Origin of the sequence: Paenarthrobacter sp. NyZ202 (assembly GCF_049860755.1) — a bacterium.
In the GTDB taxonomy this organism is placed as follows: Bacteria; Actinomycetota; Actinomycetes; order Actinomycetales; family Micrococcaceae; genus Arthrobacter.
The window spans coordinates 4,317,552-4,335,212 of record NZ_CP187556.1 but is presented as its reverse complement, the minus strand read 5'-3'; the positions used below and the strand labels follow the sequence as shown (position 1 = coordinate 4,335,212).

Here is a 17,661-nt window from a genome sequence, read left to right as displayed (position 1 = left end):
TCCATGGCCATCACCGTCGCCGAACTCGTCGCCGAGCCGCAGCTCGCGCTGACCCTTCTGGCCGGCGCGGACGGAACAGGCAACCGCATCACCTGGGCACACACCTCAGACCTCCCGCGCTTGTGGGAGTGGGTCACCGGCGGGGAGCTCATGATGACCAACGGGCTCTCCATCCCGGCTGATCCGGAGGGGCAGGTGGCGCTCGCAGAGGCCTTGGTGGACGCGGGTGCCAGTGCGTTGGCGATTGGCGAGAAGATGCACGCGCCGCCGCTGACGGAGGAATTCCTGCAGGCCTGCGACCGGCTTCCCCTGCCCCTGATCAACATCCCGTACCCGCTCCCGTTCATCGCCATTGCGCGGTCCGTGGCCGAGTCGTCGCTGCTTGAGGAATCGCGGCGGCTTCGGCAGACGGCCCGGGTGTACGACCTCCTCCGCACGGCCGGCGCCTCGGAGGACCACTGGCAAAGCCTGGTGCTGCGGCTCGCCACGGAGCTGGATTCGGAGCTGTTCGTGGTGGACCGCCGTTGCCTCCATCCATGGCACCCCGAGGGGCAGTCCCTGCCGGAATTCCTTGTGGAGGAATGGTCGCCGCACCCGGGCCAGGTCTCGGTTGCGGGCAAGAACTTCCAGTGGCACCGGATCCGCGGCCGGCACGTCCTCACCATGGACATTCCCACCCATGCCAACGCGCTGCTGGTGGTGCTGCCGGGCAGTGAACTGCACCCTGACGCCGTCGTGCTCCTGCATGCCGCGACCGTGCTGGGACTGCAGTTGGCCCGGATTGTCCTCTCGCTCGAAGGCCGCCACCGGCTGGCCGGTGAGTTCCTTTTGCAGGCGCTTGACGGGCGCCTTGGCACGGCCGAAATGGAACGGCGGCTGGAGGCTTTCGAGGTACCTCCGCAACGCTTCGTGGTCGCCTCGATGTCGGCGGACGACGCCGACAGGCTGGCAAGCGTGCACATCGAACTCTGGCGGCATGGGACATCGGCCGCTTCACTGAGGCGGAACGACCGGCTCCACGTGGTGGTCGCGGCGGACTTGGCGGACGAGTTGCTGATCCACTGTGCGGGCTTGGGAACCACCATCGGTGTGAGCTCCGCATCCGCGGTGGGCGGGCTTCAACAGGCCTTGCAGGAGTCGTTGTGGGCGCTGGGTTCGGCCAAGGCGAACAAACTGGGGCTCGCCCGGTACGCCCAAGGGCCAAGCTGGCTGGGTTTGACCGGATTCGAGGAAGGAAGCGCATTGGTCCAGCGGCTCCTGGGCCCGGTTTTCGAATACGAGCAGCGCCAGGACGGTGACCTCATGGTCACGCTGAAAACCTATCTCAACTCACAACGCTCGTGGCAAAAGACGGCTTCCGCCCTCTTCACGCACCGGCAAACCATCATCTACCGGATCCGGAAAATCGGTGAGCTTACAGGCCTGGATATGGGTGAAACCTCAACGCTGGCGCAGCTCTGGCTGGCCTTGCAAATCCACGAGGCGATGCACGGTTAGGCCCTTATTCAAACCCAGCGGGAAACGTCCGCCTTGCCATTGTCAGCGACCAGCCGCTATGGTGTGAAGCGTGTCACCGAGGTGGCGCACACGCTTTTGATCTGCGGCGGGAGAGTCCTGCCGGGTACATCCAGTCAGGCGCCGTAGGAGCAAATCCTCCCCAGGAATCTCTCAGGCCCATGTACCGCCGCGGCGAGGCAACTCTGGAAAGCAGTCCGGGCAACCGGGCTCACCGACGGTGCAAGTGGACCTTGCCAAGAACACAGTCCACGGAATCTCTCAGGTCCAATACAGAGCGGGGAGGAACCCATATTCACCATGGCGCTCAGCGGGCGCCTGAATCCTGGAGTTCCTCTTGACTGTTAAATCCTCCCCAACCGCTTTCGCGGACCGGCATATCGGCGCCCGTCGCCAGGCCGATGTTGAGACCATGCTCAAGGCCATCGGCTACGACTCCGTCGATGGCTTGGTTGACGTGGCCGTTCCCGATTCCATCCGCCAGTCATCGCCGCTCGCCCTGCAAAAGGCGCTGAGCGAGACCCAGGTCCTGGCCGAACTCCGCAAGCTCGCGGCGAAGAACAAAACCGCCGTCCAGATGATCGGCCAGGGCTACTACGACACCATCACGCCCCCGGTCATCCGCCGCAACATCCTCGAATCCCCGGCCTGGTACACCGCTTACACGCCCTACCAGCCGGAGATTTCCCAGGGCCGCCTCGAAGCGCTCCTGAACTTCCAAACCATGGTCCAGGACCTCACGGGCCTGCCCATCGCCAACGCTTCCCTCCTTGATGAAGCCACCGCAGTGGCCGAGGCCGTGCTGCTCATGCGCCGCGCCAACAAAGCTGTGAAGGACGGCAAGACCGTCCTCGACGCCGACCTCCTCCCGCAGACCATCGCGATCGTGAAAGGCCGCGCCGAGGCACTCGGCTTCGAGGTTGAGGTCGCCGACCTTTCCGCAGGACTGCCCGACGGCGACATCAACGGCATCGTCCTCCAGCAGCCTGGCGTTTCGGGCCGGGTCTTCAACCACGCCCCCGTGATCGCTGCGGCGAAGGAACGCGGTGCCTTGGTCACTGTGGCTGCCGATCTGCTGGCACTCACGCTCATCACGCCCCCGGGCGAACAAGGTGCGGACATCGCCGTCGGAACCGCCCAGCGCTTCGGTGTCCCGCTGTTCTTCGGCGGCCCGCACGCCGCGTACATGGCTGTCCGCACCGGTATGGAGCGCACGCTTCCGGGCCGCATCGTCGGTGTCTCCAAGGACAACGCCGGCGTGCCCGCGTACCGCCTCGCCCTGCAGACCCGCGAGCAGCACATCCGCCGCGAAAAGGCCACGTCCAACATCTGCACGGCACAAGCCCTGCTCGCGATCGTTGCCTCGATGTACGCCGTCTACCACGGCCCCGAGGGCCTCAAGTCGATCGCCGAGACCGTCCACGGCAACGCCTGCGTGCTTGCTACCGCCCTGCAGAAGGCAGGCCGTGAACTCGTCTCCGACTCCTTCTTCGACACCCTCACCGTCAGCGTTCCCGGCAAGGCGGACAAGGTGATCGGCGCGGCCGAGGCACGTGGTATCAACCTCCGCTACATCGACGCTGACACCGTGGGCGTTTCCGTTGATGAAACCACGACGCCGGAAGTCCTCTCCGCAGTCGCCGTCGCCTTCGGTGCCGGTCCGGTAGGGGACGCAGCCGGGTTCGAGTTGCCGTCCGACGTAGTCCGCACTTCCGACTTCCTGCAGCACCCGGTGTTCAACACGCACCGTTCCGAGACCCAGCTGTTGCGCTATATCCGCAAGCTGTCCGACCGGGACCTCGCGCTGGACCGGACCATGATTCCGTTGGGTTCGTGCACCATGAAGCTGAATGCCACGGCTGAGATGGAGGCTATCTCTTGGCCGGAGTTCGCTTCGATCCACCCGTTCGCCCCGGATTCCCAGACCGAGGGCTGGCGTGAGCTGATCTCCGGTCTGGAAGCCGATCTCACCGAAATCACCGGCTACGACCAGGTGTCCATCCAGCCGAACGCCGGTTCCCAGGGTGAGCTTGCAGGCTTGCTCGCGATCCGCGGCTACCACCTGTCGCGCGGGGATGACCAGCGCAACGTCTGCTTGATTCCGGCTTCCGCCCACGGCACCAACGCCGCTTCGGCAGTGCTGGCCGGCATGAAGGTGGTCGTGGTGGCTACCGCTGCCGATGGCACGATTGACCACGCTGACCTGGCTGCGAAGATCGAGGCCAACCGCGACGTTCTCTCGGCCATCATGATCACCTACCCGTCCACCCACGGTGTTTACGACGCTGACGTTCGCGAGGTTTGCGACGCGGTCCACGAGGCCGGCGGACAGGTGTACGTGGATGGTGCCAACCTCAACGCGCTCGTTGGCTTGGCACAGCCGGGCAAGTTCGGCGGGGACGTGTCCCACCTGAACCTGCACAAGACTTTCTGCATCCCGCACGGCGGTGGCGGACCCGGCGTCGGCCCGGTCGCAGCCAAGGCGCACCTCGCTCCGTTCATGCCCGGTGATGCCAACAAGGCTTCCTCCGAGGGTGGTGTGGCCATCTCGGCTTCGCGCTTCGGCTCGGCCGGCGTGCTGCCGATTTCCTGGGCTTACGTGAAGCTCATGGGCGGCGAAGGGCTCACCGAGGCCACCAAGTCGGCACTGCTGGCGGCAAACTACGTTGCTTCCCGCCTGGACGAGCACTTCCCGGTGCTCTACACCGGCGAGGGCGGACTCGTAGCCCACGAGTGCATCCTGGACCTGCGCGAACTGACGGCACGCACCGGTGTCACGGCCGAGGATGTCGCCAAGCGCCTCATCGACTTCGGCTTCCACGCTCCGACGCTGGCCTTCCCGGTTGCGGGCACGCTGATGGTGGAGCCGACGGAGTCCGAGGACCTCGCCGAGATCGACCGCTTCATCGAGGCCATGATCATCATTCGTGCCGAGATCGAGCAGGTTGCGGCCGGTGACTTCTCCGTGGAGGACTCCCCGCTTCGCAACGCGCCGCACACGGCAGCCGCCGTCGTGAATTCTGCTTGGGAGCGTCACTACCCGCGCGAGCAGGCAGTATTCCCCGTGTCGAGCCTCAAGCAGGACAAGTACTTCCCGCCGGTGGGACGGATTGACGGTGCGGCGGGTGACCGCAACCTGGTCTGCTCCTGCCCTCCGATCGAAGACTTTCAGAACTAAGGAACCCGACTATGTTTGAGAACTACACCGCTCTCTACGAGCAGCACAAAAAGGCCGGCGCGTCCTTCACGGATTTCGGCGGCTGGCAGATGCCCCTCAAATACACCTCCGAACTGGCTGAGCACCACGCAGTCCGTAACGCCGCTGGCCTGTTCGACCTTTCCCACATGGGCGAAGTCTGGGTGACCGGTCCGGAAGCAGCCGCGTTCCTGGACTACGCCCTGGTGGGCAAGCTGTCCGCTATTGCCGACGGGAAAGCAAAGTACTCGCTGATCTGCAACGCGGACGGCGGGATCATCGACGACCTGATCACGTACCGCCGTGGTTCGGAGAAGTTCCTGGTGGTGCCGAACGCCGGCAACGCCAAGGTGGTTGCGGCGGCCCTGTCCGAGCGCGCCGCCGGGTTCGACGTTGTTGTTGAGGACGCTTCCGCTGAGACCTCCCTCATTGCTGTGCAGGGCCCGAACGCCGAAGCGATCCTGCTGAAGCTCGTCCCGGCCGGGCAGCATGCCTTGGTCACGGAGCTGAAGTACTACGCCGCCGTCGAGGTTTCGATTGCCGGCGAGGAACTGTTGCTCGCACGTACCGGCTACACGGGCGAGGACGGGTTCGAGATCTACGTCCCGAACGCCGATGCACCTTCCCTGTGGGAGGCGCTGCTCGAAGCCGGCGAAGGCCACGGACTCATCCCCGCCGGCCTGGCAGCCCGCGACTCCCTCCGTCTCGAAGCCGGCATGCCCCTTTACGGCAACGAACTTTCCCGGCACATCAACGCCTACGCGGCCGGGCTCGGCCCCGTGGTGGCGTTGTCCAAGGAGGGCGACTTCGTGGGCAAGGAAGCGCTGGCGGCGATCAAGGCTGCCGGTGTCGGCTCCACGATCGGGCAGAAGCTGGTGGGCCTCAAGGGAGCCGGTCGTCGTGCAGCCCGCGGCCACTATTCGGTCCTCAAGGATGGTTCCCTGATCGGAGAGGTGACCTCCGGCCAGCCGAGTCCCACGCTCGGTTACCCGGTCGCGTTGGCGTATGTCGACGTCGAGCATTCCGCCCCGGGCACCACCGTTGACGTCGACCTCCGCGGCAAGGCCGAACCGTTCGAAGTCGTCGCGCTGCCTTTCTACAAGCGCCAAAAGTAGTCACGAGAGAAGGAATTGATATGAGCAAAGTTGTTGCCGAGCTGAAGTACTCGGCTGAGCATGAATGGATTGCTGCAGATGGCGACGGGCCGGTGGGTATTGGAATCTCCGCCGTGGCCGCCGACGCCCTGGGCGACATCGTGTACGTGGACCTGCCCGAGGTCGGCTCCACGGTGACCGCGGGGGAGACCTGCGGCGAGGTGGAGTCCACCAAGTCCGTCTCCGACCTGTACTCGCCCGTGACCGGTGAAGTGACCGAGATCAACGACGCCGTCGTCGACGATCCCGCCCTCATCAACAACGACCCCTACGGTGCCGGCTGGCTGTTCAAAGTCGCCGCCACTGAAGAAGGCCCGCTGATGACGGCCGAGGAATACGCAGCAGCCAACGGAGGCGAACTGTGAACCCGGTGTCAGTGAGCGAGTTCGAGCAGGTTGTATCGCCGTCGTTGGACGCCGACCTCGCCACGCTGGACCCCGAGATCGCGGCAAAGATCGACGACGAACTCGGTCGCCAGCGCGGTGGCCTGGAAATGATCGCATCCGAGAACCACACCGCCGTTGCCGTGATGCAGGCCCAGGGTTCGGTGCTGACCAACAAGTACGCCGAGGGCTACCCGGGCAAGCGCTACTACGGCGGCTGCGAGCACGTTGATGTGATCGAACAGCTCGCGATCGACCGCATCAAATCGCTGTTCGGCGCCGAGTACGCCAACGTCCAGCCGCACTCCGGCGCGCAGGCCAACGCCTCCGTGATGCACGCCCTCATCAAGCCAGGCGACACCATCATGGGCCTGAACCTCGCCCACGGCGGACACCTCACGCACGGCATGCGGATCAACTTCTCCGGCAAGCTGTACAACGTGGTCCCGTACGGCGTCCGCGAAGACACCCACACCGTGGACATGGCCGAGGTGGAGGCACTGGCGCAGGAGCACAAGCCTGCACTGATCGTGGCCGGCTGGTCCGCATACGCGCGGCAGCTGGACTTCGCCGAGTTCCGCCGGATCGCCGACTCCGTTGGCGCGTACCTCATGGTGGACATGGCGCACTTCGCGGGCCTCGTCGCCGCGGGCCTGCACCCCTCGCCCGTCCCGCACGCCCACGTCGTCACCAGCACCACGCACAAGACCCTCGCCGGTCCGCGCGGTGGCATCATCCTGTCCAATGACGCCGACATCGCCAGGAAGATCAATTCGGCTGTGTTCCCGGGCCAGCAGGGTGGACCGCTGGAGCACGTGATCGCGGGCAAGGCCGTAGCGTTCAAGATCGCCGCGTCCGAGGAATTCCGTGAGCGCCAGTCGCGCGTCCTGGCGGGCGCACGGATCCTCGCCGAGCGGTTGGTCCAGCCCGACGTCGCAGCGGCGGGCATCTCCGTGGTCTCCGGCGGCACCGACGTGCACCTGGTCCTCGTGGACCTGCGCGACTGCGAACTCGACGGCCAGCAAGCCGAAGACCGCCTCGCCGCGATCGACATCACCGTCAACCGCAACGCCGTTCCGTTCGACCCCCGCCCACCGATGGTCACCTCCGGCCTGCGCATCGGCACCCCGGCGCTTGCGACGCGCGGCTTCAGCGAAGCAGCCTTCCGCGAGGTTGCGGACATCATCGCCGAAGCGTTGATCGCCGACGCCGACACGGACCTCTCCGGACTGCGTCACCGCGTCGAGACCCTCGCCGAAGCACACCCGCTTTACCCGGAGGTCGCGAACCTCGGCTAAGCCTCGAGGGGTTCGCCCGGCGGGCCTGACGTCCTCTGCGGGCTCGGTTGCGGCCTGGCGGCCGTTGGGGCCGGCATCCTCCGCGTGCTCGGTCGCGAAGACGCCCGCTGGGCGGACGTGACGCTCCCTTAGACGCACGCTTCCGGATGCCGGCCCCAAAGGGCCAAGGGTTGGATCCTCCGGGTTGGGGACAGGACTCGCGGGCTCGTTTGTTTTGAGAAATGGGACCACCTGCCGGGGGTGGGCTCGTATTGATCTACCCGGGTGGGGTATTTGCTGGGAACGGATGCCCCACATCAATACCGGGTTTGGAGGTTTGGTACTGGACCTCCACGGGGGCTGGGTCGCCTTGGCTCAGGAATTGGCCCAGCCCCCATCTACTTGTTTTGTTTCACTCCTCCCGGAAAGGGACCCAGCTATGGCTGTTGGTGTTTTCGATCTGTTCTCCGTGGGCATCGGCCCGTCGAGCTCGCATACTGTGGGGCCGATGCGTGCCGGGGCGGTGTTCGCCCGGGAGCTCAAAGATTCCGGAGTCCTCGACTCCGTGGCGGGGTTGCGGGTGGACTTGTACGGGTCGTTGGCTGCGACCGGAAAAGGGCATGGCACGTTCACCGCGACCCTGCTGGGCCTTGAGGGCTTCGAGCCTGAGTTGATCCTCCCCGACGAGGTGGAAGAGCGTCTGGCTTCGATCGCTGAGACCGGCAAGCTCAACCTCGCCGGTAGTGTCCAGTTGCCGTATGCGGTGGAGGATATGGTGTTGCATCCGTTGACGGTGTTGCCGCGGCATACGAACGGGATGAAGTTCGCTGTGACTGATGCTGAGGGGGTTGTCCTCAAGGAGGCGACGTTTTTCTCGGTGGGTGGTGGGTTCATTGTCCGCGAGGGCGAGGAAGACGCGGCGCAGCAGGAACTCGAGGAGTCGAAGCAGGAGTTGCCGTTGCCGTTCCGGACGGCGGCGGAGTTGTTGGGCCGGTGTTCTTCGAAGGGTTTGCGGATCAGCGACATCATGTTGATCAATGAGCGGGCGTCCCGGTCGGAGGAGGAGATCCGGGAGGGGCTCTTGCATATCTGGTCTGTGATGGAGGCCTGCGTTGAGACCAGTCTGAAGCGTGAGGGTGTGTTGCCGGGCGGTTTGCGGGTGAAGCGTCGTGCGCCTGATTGGTTGGAGCGGTTGTTGAAGGAGGACAAGGACCGCAATGATCCGAAGTATTGGCAGGAGTGGGTGAACCTGATCGCCCTGGCCGTGAATGAGGAGAACGCTTCCGGTGGACGGGTGGTGACGGCTCCGACCAATGGTGCGGCGGGGATTATCCCGGCGGTGCTGTATTACGCGTTGCATTATGCCCCGGGGATGGATCAGGCGTCCCAGGCTGACCGGGATGATGTGGTGGTGCGGTTCTTGCTTGCTGCTGGTGCGGTGGGGGTGTTGTACAAGGAGCAGGCTTCGATTTCCGGTGCTGAGGTGGGGTGCCAGGGTGAGGTGGGGTCGGCGTCGTCGATGGCTGCTGCGGGGTTGGCTGAGGTGATGGGTGGTTCCCCGGCTCAGGTGGAGAACGCGGCGGAGATCGCGATGGAACATAACCTGGGGCTGACGTGTGATCCGATCGGCGGGTTGGTGCAGATTCCGTGTATTGAGCGGAACGCGATTGCTGCGGCGAAGGCGATCAACGCCGCCAAGATGGCGTTGTGGGGTGATGGCACGCACCGGGTGTCCCTGGACGAGGTCATTGTCACGATGCGCGAGACCGGCAAGGACATGTCCCACAAGTACAAGGAAACCGCGATGGGCGGCCTCGCCGTCAACGTCGTCGAATGCTGAAAACCACATCCGGAATTAAGACGAAGGGAAACCATGACCCTGGCACCTGAAGGCCGCAAGCTGCTGCGCGTCGAAGCCCGCAATGCACAAACCCCTGTTGAGCGTAAGCCGGAGTGGATCAAGGCGAAGGTCCAGATGGGGCCGGAGTTTGTCGGGTTGAAGAACCTGGTGAAGAAGGAAGGCCTGCACACGGTGTGTGAGGAGGCCGGGTGCCCGAACATTTTCGAGTGCTGGGAAGACAAGGAAGCGACGTTCCTGATCGGCGGGTCCGAGTGCACCCGGCGCTGTGATTTCTGCCAGATCGATACCGGCAAGCCCTCCCCGCTGGACCGGTTCGAACCCACCAAGGTGGCCCGGTCCGTGCAGGCCATGCAGCTGCGCTATGCCACCGTGACCGGGGTGGCCCGTGACGACCTCGAGGACGAGGGCGTGTGGCTGTATGCCGAAACGGTCCGCAAGATCCATGAACTGAACCCCGGCACCGGGGTGGAGTTGCTGATCCCGGACTTCTCCGGCAAACCCGAACACATCGCCGCGATCTGCGACTCCAAGCCCGAGGTATTCGCCCACAACGTGGAGACCGTGCCCCGTATCTTCAAGCGCATCCGGCCCGCGTTCCGCTACGAACGCTCTCTGGATGTCATCACGCAGGGCCGGGACCTGGGCATGGTGACCAAGTCCAACCTGATCCTGGGCATGGGCGAAACCCGCGAGGAAATCTCCGAAGCCCTGCGGGACCTGCACGCCGCCGGGTGTGACCTGATCACGATCACCCAGTACCTGCGCCCGTCCGAACGGCACCTGCCCGTGGACCGGTGGGTCAAGCCCCAGGAATTCGTGGACCTCCAGCACGAGGCCGAGGAGATCGGCTTCCTCGGCGTCATGTCCGGTCCGCTGGTCCGCTCCTCCTACCGCGCCGGCCGGCTCTGGGCTACCGCGATGCGCAAAAAGGGCTGGGCCATCCCCGAAGCCCTGGCCCACATCGAGTCCTCCGGAACCACCCGCCAGGAAGCCTCCACCATCCTCGCCGCCCACAGCTAGGCCACGGCCGGCGGCACGGCCGGAACTGTGCAGGCCACCCGGCCCGGAAATGAGGGTGGGGACAAATACTACGACGGCGGTCCGCCCACCTCCCACGGTGGGCGGACCGCCGTCGTCATGGGGAAGAAGCGCGGGCCCGTGAAGCAGCCTCGCCACGTTCGAACACCAGCGCATTTTTGGCTCAAGACGGCCACAATGTTGACGCACGCCCTCCAAGCCCGCCGTCCACATTCCGGACAACAAGCCCAAAAGCCGGAAATGGACGCAGAAAAACTGAGTACCGCTCCAGGAGCCCCCAACGAGGACCGGGGCATCGGTGTCCAGCATCCCCCGATCCCAGTACTGGCGCGGAAATCCACCTTGCGCAGAAGCCGCACCAGGAGTCCCCCCGCTGGCCTTCACCAGCAAGGAACCAAGTAGTCCCCTTCCGGAAAACTGAGTACTTAAAGCGAATCAGGACGTATTCCTGAACGGTCGGTCGGCGCAAAAAATGGCGTACTTCCAAGGGTGGCGAGGGGGTGGCGGCAGCCAGAAATATTGGGGCATCGCTTCATCCGACAAACCCGATCGGATGCTGGGGGTGCGAGTCGGCTCCCCGGGGACGCACAACAACAGAGGAGTCAAAATGCAGAAGCTTTCCAGGAAGAGCCGTATCACCGCCGCCGTCGCAGGTGTGGCATTGGTAGCAGTCGGCGGCGGCGCGGCCTACGCCTACTGGACCACCACGGGTTCGGGCAATGGCACGGCCACCAACTCGTCCGGTGGCGGCACGGTAACCCTGCACGCCGCATTCGACGCCGGGCTTGCCCCGGGCAACCAGGTTCCGGTGGCCTACACGGCCGACAACGCGACCACGTCCGGCACGGTGGTAGGTGAGCTGAGCGCCACCGTCAGCACCAACAACGCCGGCTGCCTCCCGTCCTGGTTCACCGTGACCGCGGTGACCGGCAACAACCACGTTGCGGCCAACACCAGCGGTGTGTCCGTGGGCTCCGGCATCCTGACGTTCAACGACAGCGCCACCGAGAACCAGGATGCCTGCAAGTCCGCTGTCGTGACCGTCAACGTCACCAGCAAGTAAAACTCCGGCAGCCGGGCCCACCCATCTGGGAGGTGGACCCGGCTTCCGCATCCCGCTCACGAGCCCATCAGGAGAGCTTTCATGGATCACCGGTCTCAGCGAAAAACACCCGTCTTCCGCGTCGGGGCACCTGTCCGCGCCCTCCTGCTGGCCTTGGTGGTGGCGTTCATTCCCGTCACGGCGCTGGCTGCGAGCGGTGGCCAGGGCACGCCGTCGAAAGCTCCCAAGGGAATCACGGTGTCATTGACGCCGTCCAGCCGCACCGTGGACCAAGGACAGGCGGCCACGTATACGGTCATTGCGACGTCCACGGGCGGCTTTTCGGGCCCGGTTACGTTCGCAGCCGCGGGCCTTCCGGCGGGCACGACGGCGGCATTGTCGCCGTCGTCGGTATCCTTGCCCGCGGGCGGAACCGCCCAGGTGACCCTGACATTGGGCACCGAACCGACCACTGCCGTTGCCAAAACCAACTTCACCGTCACCGGCTCCAGCGGCACCGTCAAGTCCAATGCGGCTCCGGGGCAGTTGCAGGTGCTGGAAGTGAAGCGGAGCTTCGGGATTTCGGGCTCCGTGGCCGGGGTCCTTGCTCCCGGCACGTCGCGGCCGATCGATCTTCACCTCACCAACACCAGCAACAAGGGCTTCGGAGTCACCAACCTGACGGTAGCCATCAGCCAGGTGGTCCGGACGCAGACAGCAGTGGCAGCGAACCTTCCGTGCACCGTATCGGACTACCAGCTCACGCAGTACTCCGGCACCTACCCGCTGTCCATCCCGGTGGGAACCAGTTCGTTGTCCGGGTTGGGTGTTCCACAGGCCGCATGGCCGCACGTAAAGATGCTGGACACCCTGCAGCTGCAGGACGGATGCAAAGGCGCGACCATCCACTTCACGTACTCCGGCACTGGACAGGCGGACTGACATGACCACGGCAACCAGATCACGGCGGAGCAGCAGCACTGTCCGCAAGGGGCGCGTGGCCCGGACTGCGGCCACCACGGTCGCATTGTGCCTGTTGGGAGGCATGGGGTCGGCCTACGCCTACTGGGCAACGGCAGGCGCCGGAAGCGGCAGCGCCACCAACGGAACCATGCAGGACGTCACGGTGGACGCGCTCGTCCCGGGCGATACCCTGCAGACCTCCTTGGTCCCCGGCGGCACGGCCGACGTCATTGTCCGGGCCGGCAACCCCAACCCGCATCCTGTCACCGTCCATGCCCTGGGCACCAGCGGAGCCGTGACGGCTGACGCCGCCCACCCGGGCTGCTCGCCCACGGACATCACTTTCACCCCACCGGCCGGTTTCCAGGAGCCGGTGGTCATTCCCGCGAACACCTCCATCCTGCTGACCCTCCCCGGAGCGGCCAGCATGGGCGCCTCGTCACCGTCCGCCTGCCAGGGAGCCCGGTTTGCTGTCCCCGTCACATTGGAGGTGCGCAAGTGAGCCGGCATCGTCAGGAAGGCCCGCCGTCCACTGGCCTGGTGCGGCGTTGCGCCGTGATCGTTATGGGCGTTCTCCTTCTTTCATGGGGTGGCCCGGCGGCCAGTGCTTTTTGGAGCTCGGTGGCAAGCAACTTCGGGGCGGCCGCAGCCGACACCGTCGGCCAGGGCGCCACTCCCAGTACCAGCGTTTCGGGCAGCACCGTCAGTGTCGCGTGGGAGGCCGGCACGACGGCGGCAGGCAGGTCCGTGACCGGCTACAGCATCGCCCGCTACAGTGCCGCTAGCGGGGGCACCGCGATTGCTGCCGGAGGAACCTGCAGCGGAACGGTGGCTGGATTGGGTTGCTCCGAGACGGTCCCCTCCGGGACCTGGTACTACACAGTGACGCCGTTGCTGTCGACCTGGAAGGGTGCCGAAAGCAACCGGGGCGCGGCGGCTGCCATCGATTCCACCCCGCCTGCTGCTCCTGCAATTACTGCGCCGACCTACGTCAACCAGGCCAATGTGGGGAATGTGCCCGTGAGCGGAACAGCCGAGGCCGGGTCCACGGTGGTCCTGACCGTCACCGACTCGGGCACACAGTCATCCAGCCAGACCCTCACCGCGAACGCGGCGGGCGCTTGGACGGCAGCGCCGCTGAACCTTACGGCCTTCAACGCCGGAACCATCACGTACTCGGCCCGGGCCACTGATGCGGCCGGAAACACGGGTGCTGCAGGGACAGCAACGTCCACCAAGGACGTCATCACACCGGCGGTGGGCTCGGTCCGGCTGAACAACGGCGGAGCCACGGCCGGCAAGGTGGAGCGGGGCGACTCGGTCACCATCACCTTCTCCGAACCGCTCAACCCGGCCACGATCTGCAGTGCCTGGACCAACGGCCCCGGTATCCAGACGCAGAACGGCAACGGCAACAACCAGGTGGTAGTGAACATCAGCGCCAACGATGTCCTCACGGTCACCGGCGCGGGCTGCCCCACACTCCGGGTTGGTTCCGTGGCCCTGGGTGCGGACTACACCTCGGTGCCGCTCACCTTCATGGGCAACAACACCAACGCATCCAGCCTGCAGTGGAACCACGACCAAAGGACGCTGACCATCACCCTGGGAGCCGGTACGGCGGGAGCGGCCACGATCACGTCCACCACCGTCTCCCCGTCCTACACCCCGGCAGCCGGAGTGACGGACGCAGCCGGAAACGCCTTGCCAACCACGCAGACAGCAGGCCTGGCCTCACGGTTCTGACCTGGAGCCCGAACCCGGAAGTGCCCTTCATCCACCGTGATGAGGGGCACTTTTGGCGCCCGAACCCTGAGTAGCCCAGCGGGCCGGGCGTAACCTTGGAAGCGGACGCCAGTGCCGCCGTCGTACTTTTGATCCTGCGACGGAAGGCGAGCCGCCCCTTGGAGGCTGTCACGGAAATGTTCACGATGGGTCCCGGAAACAAGGACCACCATCCCGCTCTCCGTTGCGCTGTAGGTGTGTTCGTTCCGCTGATAACCCTGACGTTGATGGGGCGGCTGGATCTGGCGGTGTTCGCGTCGTTCGGTGCCTTCACGGGAATCTATGGGCGCAACGAGCCACACAGCGTCCGGTTCAGGAGTCAGCTGCGTGCCGGCGGCTTCATGCTGCTAGTGATTCTGTTGGCTACGGTGACCGCGCGTGTGGCGGGTGCACTGGGCATCGACGGCATGGCCTACTCCTGGCTCCTGACGGCGGCCACCACCCTGGTCGCGGGGCTGTGTTCCGTGGTGGTGGCAGCGTGGCGGCTGAGGCCGGGAGGCTCACTGTTCCACATCTTCGCTTTCGCCGCGATCGCGTCCATCCCCTCGCAGCCCTCGCTATGGGAGGCGATGCTGGTCTCAGTCCTCACTACCGGCTTCTGCCTGCTCGTGGGCATGTCGTCGCGTGTGGTGAAGAGCCATCGCACACCCTGGAAGCGTCCCCCGCCGATCCGGCATACGGCTCCCGAGCGGCGTGCCATGTGGCTGGAGGGCGGCGGCTACCTGGTGGCGGCTGGCCTTGCCGGGACCATTGCAACCCTGGTGGGCGAGCGGCTGGGCTTCGGGCATACGTACTGGGCGATGGTGGCCGCTGTGGTGCCGCTGGTGGGGCATTCCACCCGGCATCGGGTGAGCCGCGGCATCCAGAGAATCGCAGGAACCGTGGTGGGGCTGGTGTTGCTTGCCGGCATCCTGTGGCTCAACCCGGCTCCCTGGGCCATGGTGCTGGTGATTGCGGTGTGCCAGTTCGGAGCCGAGATGTTCATCGCCAGGCAGTACATGGTGGCGCAGATCTTCGTCACGCCCCTTGCTTTGGTGGCCACACTGCTGGCTGCGCCGGTAGACCCGGGGCTTTTGCTTCGGGACCGCATCGTGGAAACGGTCATCGGTGCTTCAGTGGGCGTCGCGGTGGTGGTTGCCCCCGCTGTCTGGCGCAGGGTGCGCGGATCGTCCGCCTAGGGCGGCGGTTTGAGTGCAGGGACCTGTTGCGCCTAAAATCAATTGCTTAGACAGTCAAGATATATGTCTATCAAGGGGTTGGTGATGAGCAACAGAAGCGCGACGCTGGGTTATTGGTACGGCACGGCCGACCGTCCGCAGGCCGATGCTGTCGACGTCCTCAACGAACTCAGGGATTACCGGGCCGCCGAGGCTGCGATGCGCAGACGGACCCGGACTGCCATGGGCATGGGGGAAACGGACCTGATTGCCCTTCGGTATTTGCTGGAGGCCGAAAGGGCCGGCAAGGACATGGGGCCCAAGGAACTCGCTGTCAGGCTGGGCGTCACCTCGGCCTCGATGACCTCCCTGGTGGATCGGCTGGTGAAGTCGGGGTACGTGACCAGGGAGCCTCATCCGACGGACCGTCGCGCCTTGATCCTGCGCTCTACTCCTGGCGCAGACCAGGAGGTGCGGAATACGCTGCGTGACATGCATCAGCGCATGATGGAAGTCGCGGAGTCGCTGTCGGGGGAGGAGGCAGCCTTGGTGACCGCTTTCCTGCGCCGCATGCGGGCCGCCATTGATGAGATCGGCAGCTGAAGAGATCCTCATTGGACATTAATGCTAAGTAAGCATATAACTAGATTGCCAAGCTACTTAGGAATCTAGCCAGTGGGAGTACCGATGACAGCAGTGCTGCGTGAGCCGAATTCCTCACCGGAAGTCCAGGAAGTCCAGAATACCCAAACCGTTCCGTCGACGGATGCCGGGGATGGTCCGGAGGGTGACGTTCCGCTTCTGGACGAATCAACCATCGAAGAAGAAGCCGCGCCCGGAGGCGATCTGGCTGCTGCTGTCGATGAGGCCGTCGAGGGGGTGGCAAGGAGCGAGGAGGTTGCTCTTGGAGATGGTGTTGCGCTTGCTGGCGAGGTTGCCCTTGCAGATGGTGTTGCGCTTGCCGGAAAGATTCTGGAAACCGCCGGGACGGCGTTGGGCACGGTCGACGCCGGGGAGCTGGCCGTCGTCGAAAAGCTCGCCACCGGCCCTGTCCACTGCGGCTCCAACATGGCAGTTTCGGCCGGTCCGGCTTTCGAATCCATGCAGTGGGTCACGGTAGAGCCAGTGTGGCCGGAATGGGCATGCGACTGCGGTTTCCGCATGGACATGGACGCAGTGGACCCTGTCAGCAGCGTATGGCTTGCCGCAGTGCGGCGGCAAAGCCTTCAGCGGGAGCTCACAGTCGCCCAGAACACGCTTGAACTGGCTTTCAGAAAGGCTGTCGACGCCGGCGTCGAGCCTCAGGAACTGGCCAGGCTGGCGGGGATACCGGCCCACGAAGCTGAAACCCTCGTCCGGTGACGCTCGCGGATCCCGGGCTAAGCGAGCCGGCGCACCGTCCGGATCCTGAATCCGGGCACCCGGTACTGAACGGCAGGTACCGCCTCGGCCGGCACCTGGGCGGTGGATCCGAAGCCCATGTGCACGAAGCCCTGGACCTGCGCACCTCGAACCTTGTTGCCGTGAAGGTTTTCCGCGCCAAAGATCCCAGCGACGACGCCCCGTATCGGCGGGAGCTGGAGATCCACAGCCGGCTTAAGCACCGGAACGTCGTCCGGATCCGGGATGGGGGCCGTGCCGTCCTTGATCAAGGGAGCGGTGAGGCGCGCAACTTCCTGGTAATGGAGCTGGTGGACGGTCAAGACCTCAGAAGCATTACCCACGCCGGTCCGGTGTCCTCACTGCGGACAGCCGGATGGATGACGGACATCGCCAGTGCACTGGCCCACGTCCACCGGAGGGGCGTCATCCACAACGACGTGAAGCCCGGCAATATCCTGGTGGACTTCAGCAGGACTCACGACGGCGAGGCCAGACTGACCGACTTCGGCATCGCCCTGAGTTCGCGCCATCAAGCGCCCGGCTCCTCGTCCGGAACTCCGCATTACCTGAGTCCGGAGGAAGTTGCCGGCGAACCGGCGACGGCGGCCAGCGACATCTACTCCTTGGGTCTGGTGGCGCTCGAATGCCTCACCGGGACCAAAGCATTCCCCGGGCCGCCCCTTGAATCGATGGTTGCCCGGACGCTGACTGAACCAAGGATCCCGGGCACTGTTTTACGGCGTTGGTCCATGGTGTTGCACGCTATGACGGATCCAAGCCCGGAAGCGCGGCCGACTGCGCGAGAAGCCACCAGGATGCTCCGCCGGATCAACCGGTAGCCGGTCACAAATCCCCCGTAACTCCCCAAATGGGGGACCCCTCGTCGGCTCGGATACGCTGCATTCGA

General features: G+C 65.1%; 15 protein-coding genes and 1 riboswitch. All 15 genes read left to right on the top strand.

The features are described 5' to 3' along the window. Positions 1-3: 3 nt before the first annotated feature. The 15 genes from ACPFL9_RS20070 (at position 4) to ACPFL9_RS20000 (ending at position 17,593) form a co-directional block, all read left to right on the top strand. Entirely contained in the window at positions 4-1,497 is a 1,494-nt protein-coding gene (locus tag ACPFL9_RS20070) for a PucR family transcriptional regulator (RefSeq protein WP_426004793.1), read from the top strand. A gap of 97 nt (positions 1,498-1,594) precedes the next feature. Beyond that, positions 1,595-1,694: riboswitch (glycine riboswitch) on the top strand. A 158-nt stretch (positions 1,695-1,852) separates the two neighbouring features. Then, entirely contained in the window at positions 1,853-4,693 is a 2,841-nt protein-coding gene (gene gcvP / locus ACPFL9_RS20065; RefSeq protein WP_426004792.1) for an aminomethyl-transferring glycine dehydrogenase, read from the top strand. 11 nt (positions 4,694-4,704) lie between these two features. Next, a complete protein-coding gene (gene gcvT, locus ACPFL9_RS20060; protein WP_426004791.1) occupies positions 4,705-5,826 on the top strand; it encodes a glycine cleavage system aminomethyltransferase GcvT in 1,122 nt (373 codons plus the stop codon). 20 nt (positions 5,827-5,846) lie between these two features. Then, a complete protein-coding gene (gcvH, locus tag ACPFL9_RS20055; protein ID WP_426004790.1) occupies positions 5,847-6,230 on the top strand; it encodes a glycine cleavage system protein GcvH in 384 nt (127 codons plus the stop codon). After that, positions 6,227-7,546 carry a serine hydroxymethyltransferase gene (gene glyA / locus ACPFL9_RS20050; protein ID WP_426004789.1) on the top strand — a complete coding sequence of 440 codons (1,320 nt, stop codon included), beginning with the start codon at positions 6,227-6,229 and terminating at the stop codon, positions 7,544-7,546. The genes gcvH and glyA overlap by 4 nt, the downstream gene beginning before the upstream one ends. A gap of 418 nt (positions 7,547-7,964) precedes the next feature. Beyond that, a complete protein-coding gene (locus ACPFL9_RS20045; protein ID WP_426004788.1) occupies positions 7,965-9,365 on the top strand; it encodes an L-serine ammonia-lyase in 1,401 nt (466 codons plus the stop codon). A gap of 33 nt (positions 9,366-9,398) precedes the next feature. Next, a complete protein-coding gene (gene lipA, locus ACPFL9_RS20040) occupies positions 9,399-10,406 on the top strand; it encodes a lipoyl synthase (protein WP_426004786.1) in 1,008 nt (335 codons plus the stop codon). Between the two features lie 625 nt (positions 10,407-11,031). Continuing rightward, positions 11,032-11,487 carry a hypothetical protein gene (locus ACPFL9_RS20035; RefSeq protein WP_426004785.1) on the top strand — a complete coding sequence of 152 codons (456 nt, stop codon included), beginning with the start codon at positions 11,032-11,034 and terminating at the stop codon, positions 11,485-11,487. Between the two features lie 81 nt (positions 11,488-11,568). After that, a complete protein-coding gene (locus ACPFL9_RS20030; RefSeq protein WP_426004784.1) occupies positions 11,569-12,408 on the top strand; it encodes a hypothetical protein in 840 nt (279 codons plus the stop codon). 1 nt (position 12,409) lies between these two features. Continuing rightward, a complete protein-coding gene (locus ACPFL9_RS20025; RefSeq protein ID WP_426004783.1) occupies positions 12,410-12,931 on the top strand; it encodes a hypothetical protein in 522 nt (173 codons plus the stop codon). Next, positions 12,928-14,175 carry a hypothetical protein gene (locus ACPFL9_RS20020; RefSeq protein WP_426004782.1) on the top strand — a complete coding sequence of 416 codons (1,248 nt, stop codon included), beginning with the start codon at positions 12,928-12,930 and terminating at the stop codon, positions 14,173-14,175. The genes ACPFL9_RS20025 and ACPFL9_RS20020 overlap by 4 nt, the downstream gene beginning before the upstream one ends. A gap of 176 nt (positions 14,176-14,351) precedes the next feature. After that, positions 14,352-15,392, top strand: a complete 1,041-nt coding sequence (locus ACPFL9_RS20015) for an FUSC family protein (protein WP_426007622.1) — start codon at positions 14,352-14,354, stop codon at positions 15,390-15,392. A gap of 84 nt (positions 15,393-15,476) precedes the next feature. After that, positions 15,477-15,974 carry a MarR family winged helix-turn-helix transcriptional regulator gene (locus ACPFL9_RS20010; protein WP_426004781.1) on the top strand — a complete coding sequence of 166 codons (498 nt, stop codon included), beginning with the start codon at positions 15,477-15,479 and terminating at the stop codon, positions 15,972-15,974. Between the two features lie 84 nt (positions 15,975-16,058). Then, positions 16,059-16,733 carry a hypothetical protein gene (locus ACPFL9_RS20005; protein WP_426004780.1) on the top strand — a complete coding sequence of 225 codons (675 nt, stop codon included), beginning with the start codon at positions 16,059-16,061 and terminating at the stop codon, positions 16,731-16,733. Beyond that, a complete protein-coding gene (locus ACPFL9_RS20000) occupies positions 16,730-17,593 on the top strand; it encodes a serine/threonine-protein kinase (protein WP_426004779.1) in 864 nt (287 codons plus the stop codon). The genes ACPFL9_RS20005 and ACPFL9_RS20000 overlap by 4 nt, the downstream gene beginning before the upstream one ends. The last annotated feature ends 68 nt before the right edge of the window (positions 17,594-17,661 follow it).

Excerpts from the sequence above, each read along its gene's own strand:
- ACPFL9_RS20070 (WP_426004793.1), top strand. The coding sequence starts at position 4 with ATGGCCATCACCGTCGCCGAACTCGTCGCCGAGCCGCAGCTCGCGCTG.
- gcvT (WP_426004791.1), top strand. The coding sequence starts at position 4,705 with ATGTTTGAGAACTACACCGCTCTCTACGAGCAGCACAAAAAGGCCGGC.
- gcvH (WP_426004790.1), top strand. The coding sequence starts at position 5,847 with ATGAGCAAAGTTGTTGCCGAGCTGAAGTACTCGGCTGAGCATGAATGG.
- ACPFL9_RS20045 (WP_426004788.1), top strand. The coding sequence starts at position 7,965 with ATGGCTGTTGGTGTTTTCGATCTGTTCTCCGTGGGCATCGGCCCGTCG.
- lipA (WP_426004786.1), top strand. The coding sequence starts at position 9,399 with ATGACCCTGGCACCTGAAGGCCGCAAGCTGCTGCGCGTCGAAGCCCGC.
- ACPFL9_RS20035 (WP_426004785.1), top strand. The coding sequence starts at position 11,032 with ATGCAGAAGCTTTCCAGGAAGAGCCGTATCACCGCCGCCGTCGCAGGT.
- ACPFL9_RS20030 (WP_426004784.1), top strand. The coding sequence starts at position 11,569 with ATGGATCACCGGTCTCAGCGAAAAACACCCGTCTTCCGCGTCGGGGCA.
- ACPFL9_RS20025 (WP_426004783.1), top strand. The coding sequence starts at position 12,410 with ATGACCACGGCAACCAGATCACGGCGGAGCAGCAGCACTGTCCGCAAG.
- ACPFL9_RS20015 (WP_426007622.1), top strand. The coding sequence starts at position 14,352 with ATGTTCACGATGGGTCCCGGAAACAAGGACCACCATCCCGCTCTCCGT.
- ACPFL9_RS20010 (WP_426004781.1), top strand. The coding sequence starts at position 15,477 with ATGAGCAACAGAAGCGCGACGCTGGGTTATTGGTACGGCACGGCCGAC.
- ACPFL9_RS20005 (WP_426004780.1), top strand. The coding sequence starts at position 16,059 with ATGACAGCAGTGCTGCGTGAGCCGAATTCCTCACCGGAAGTCCAGGAA.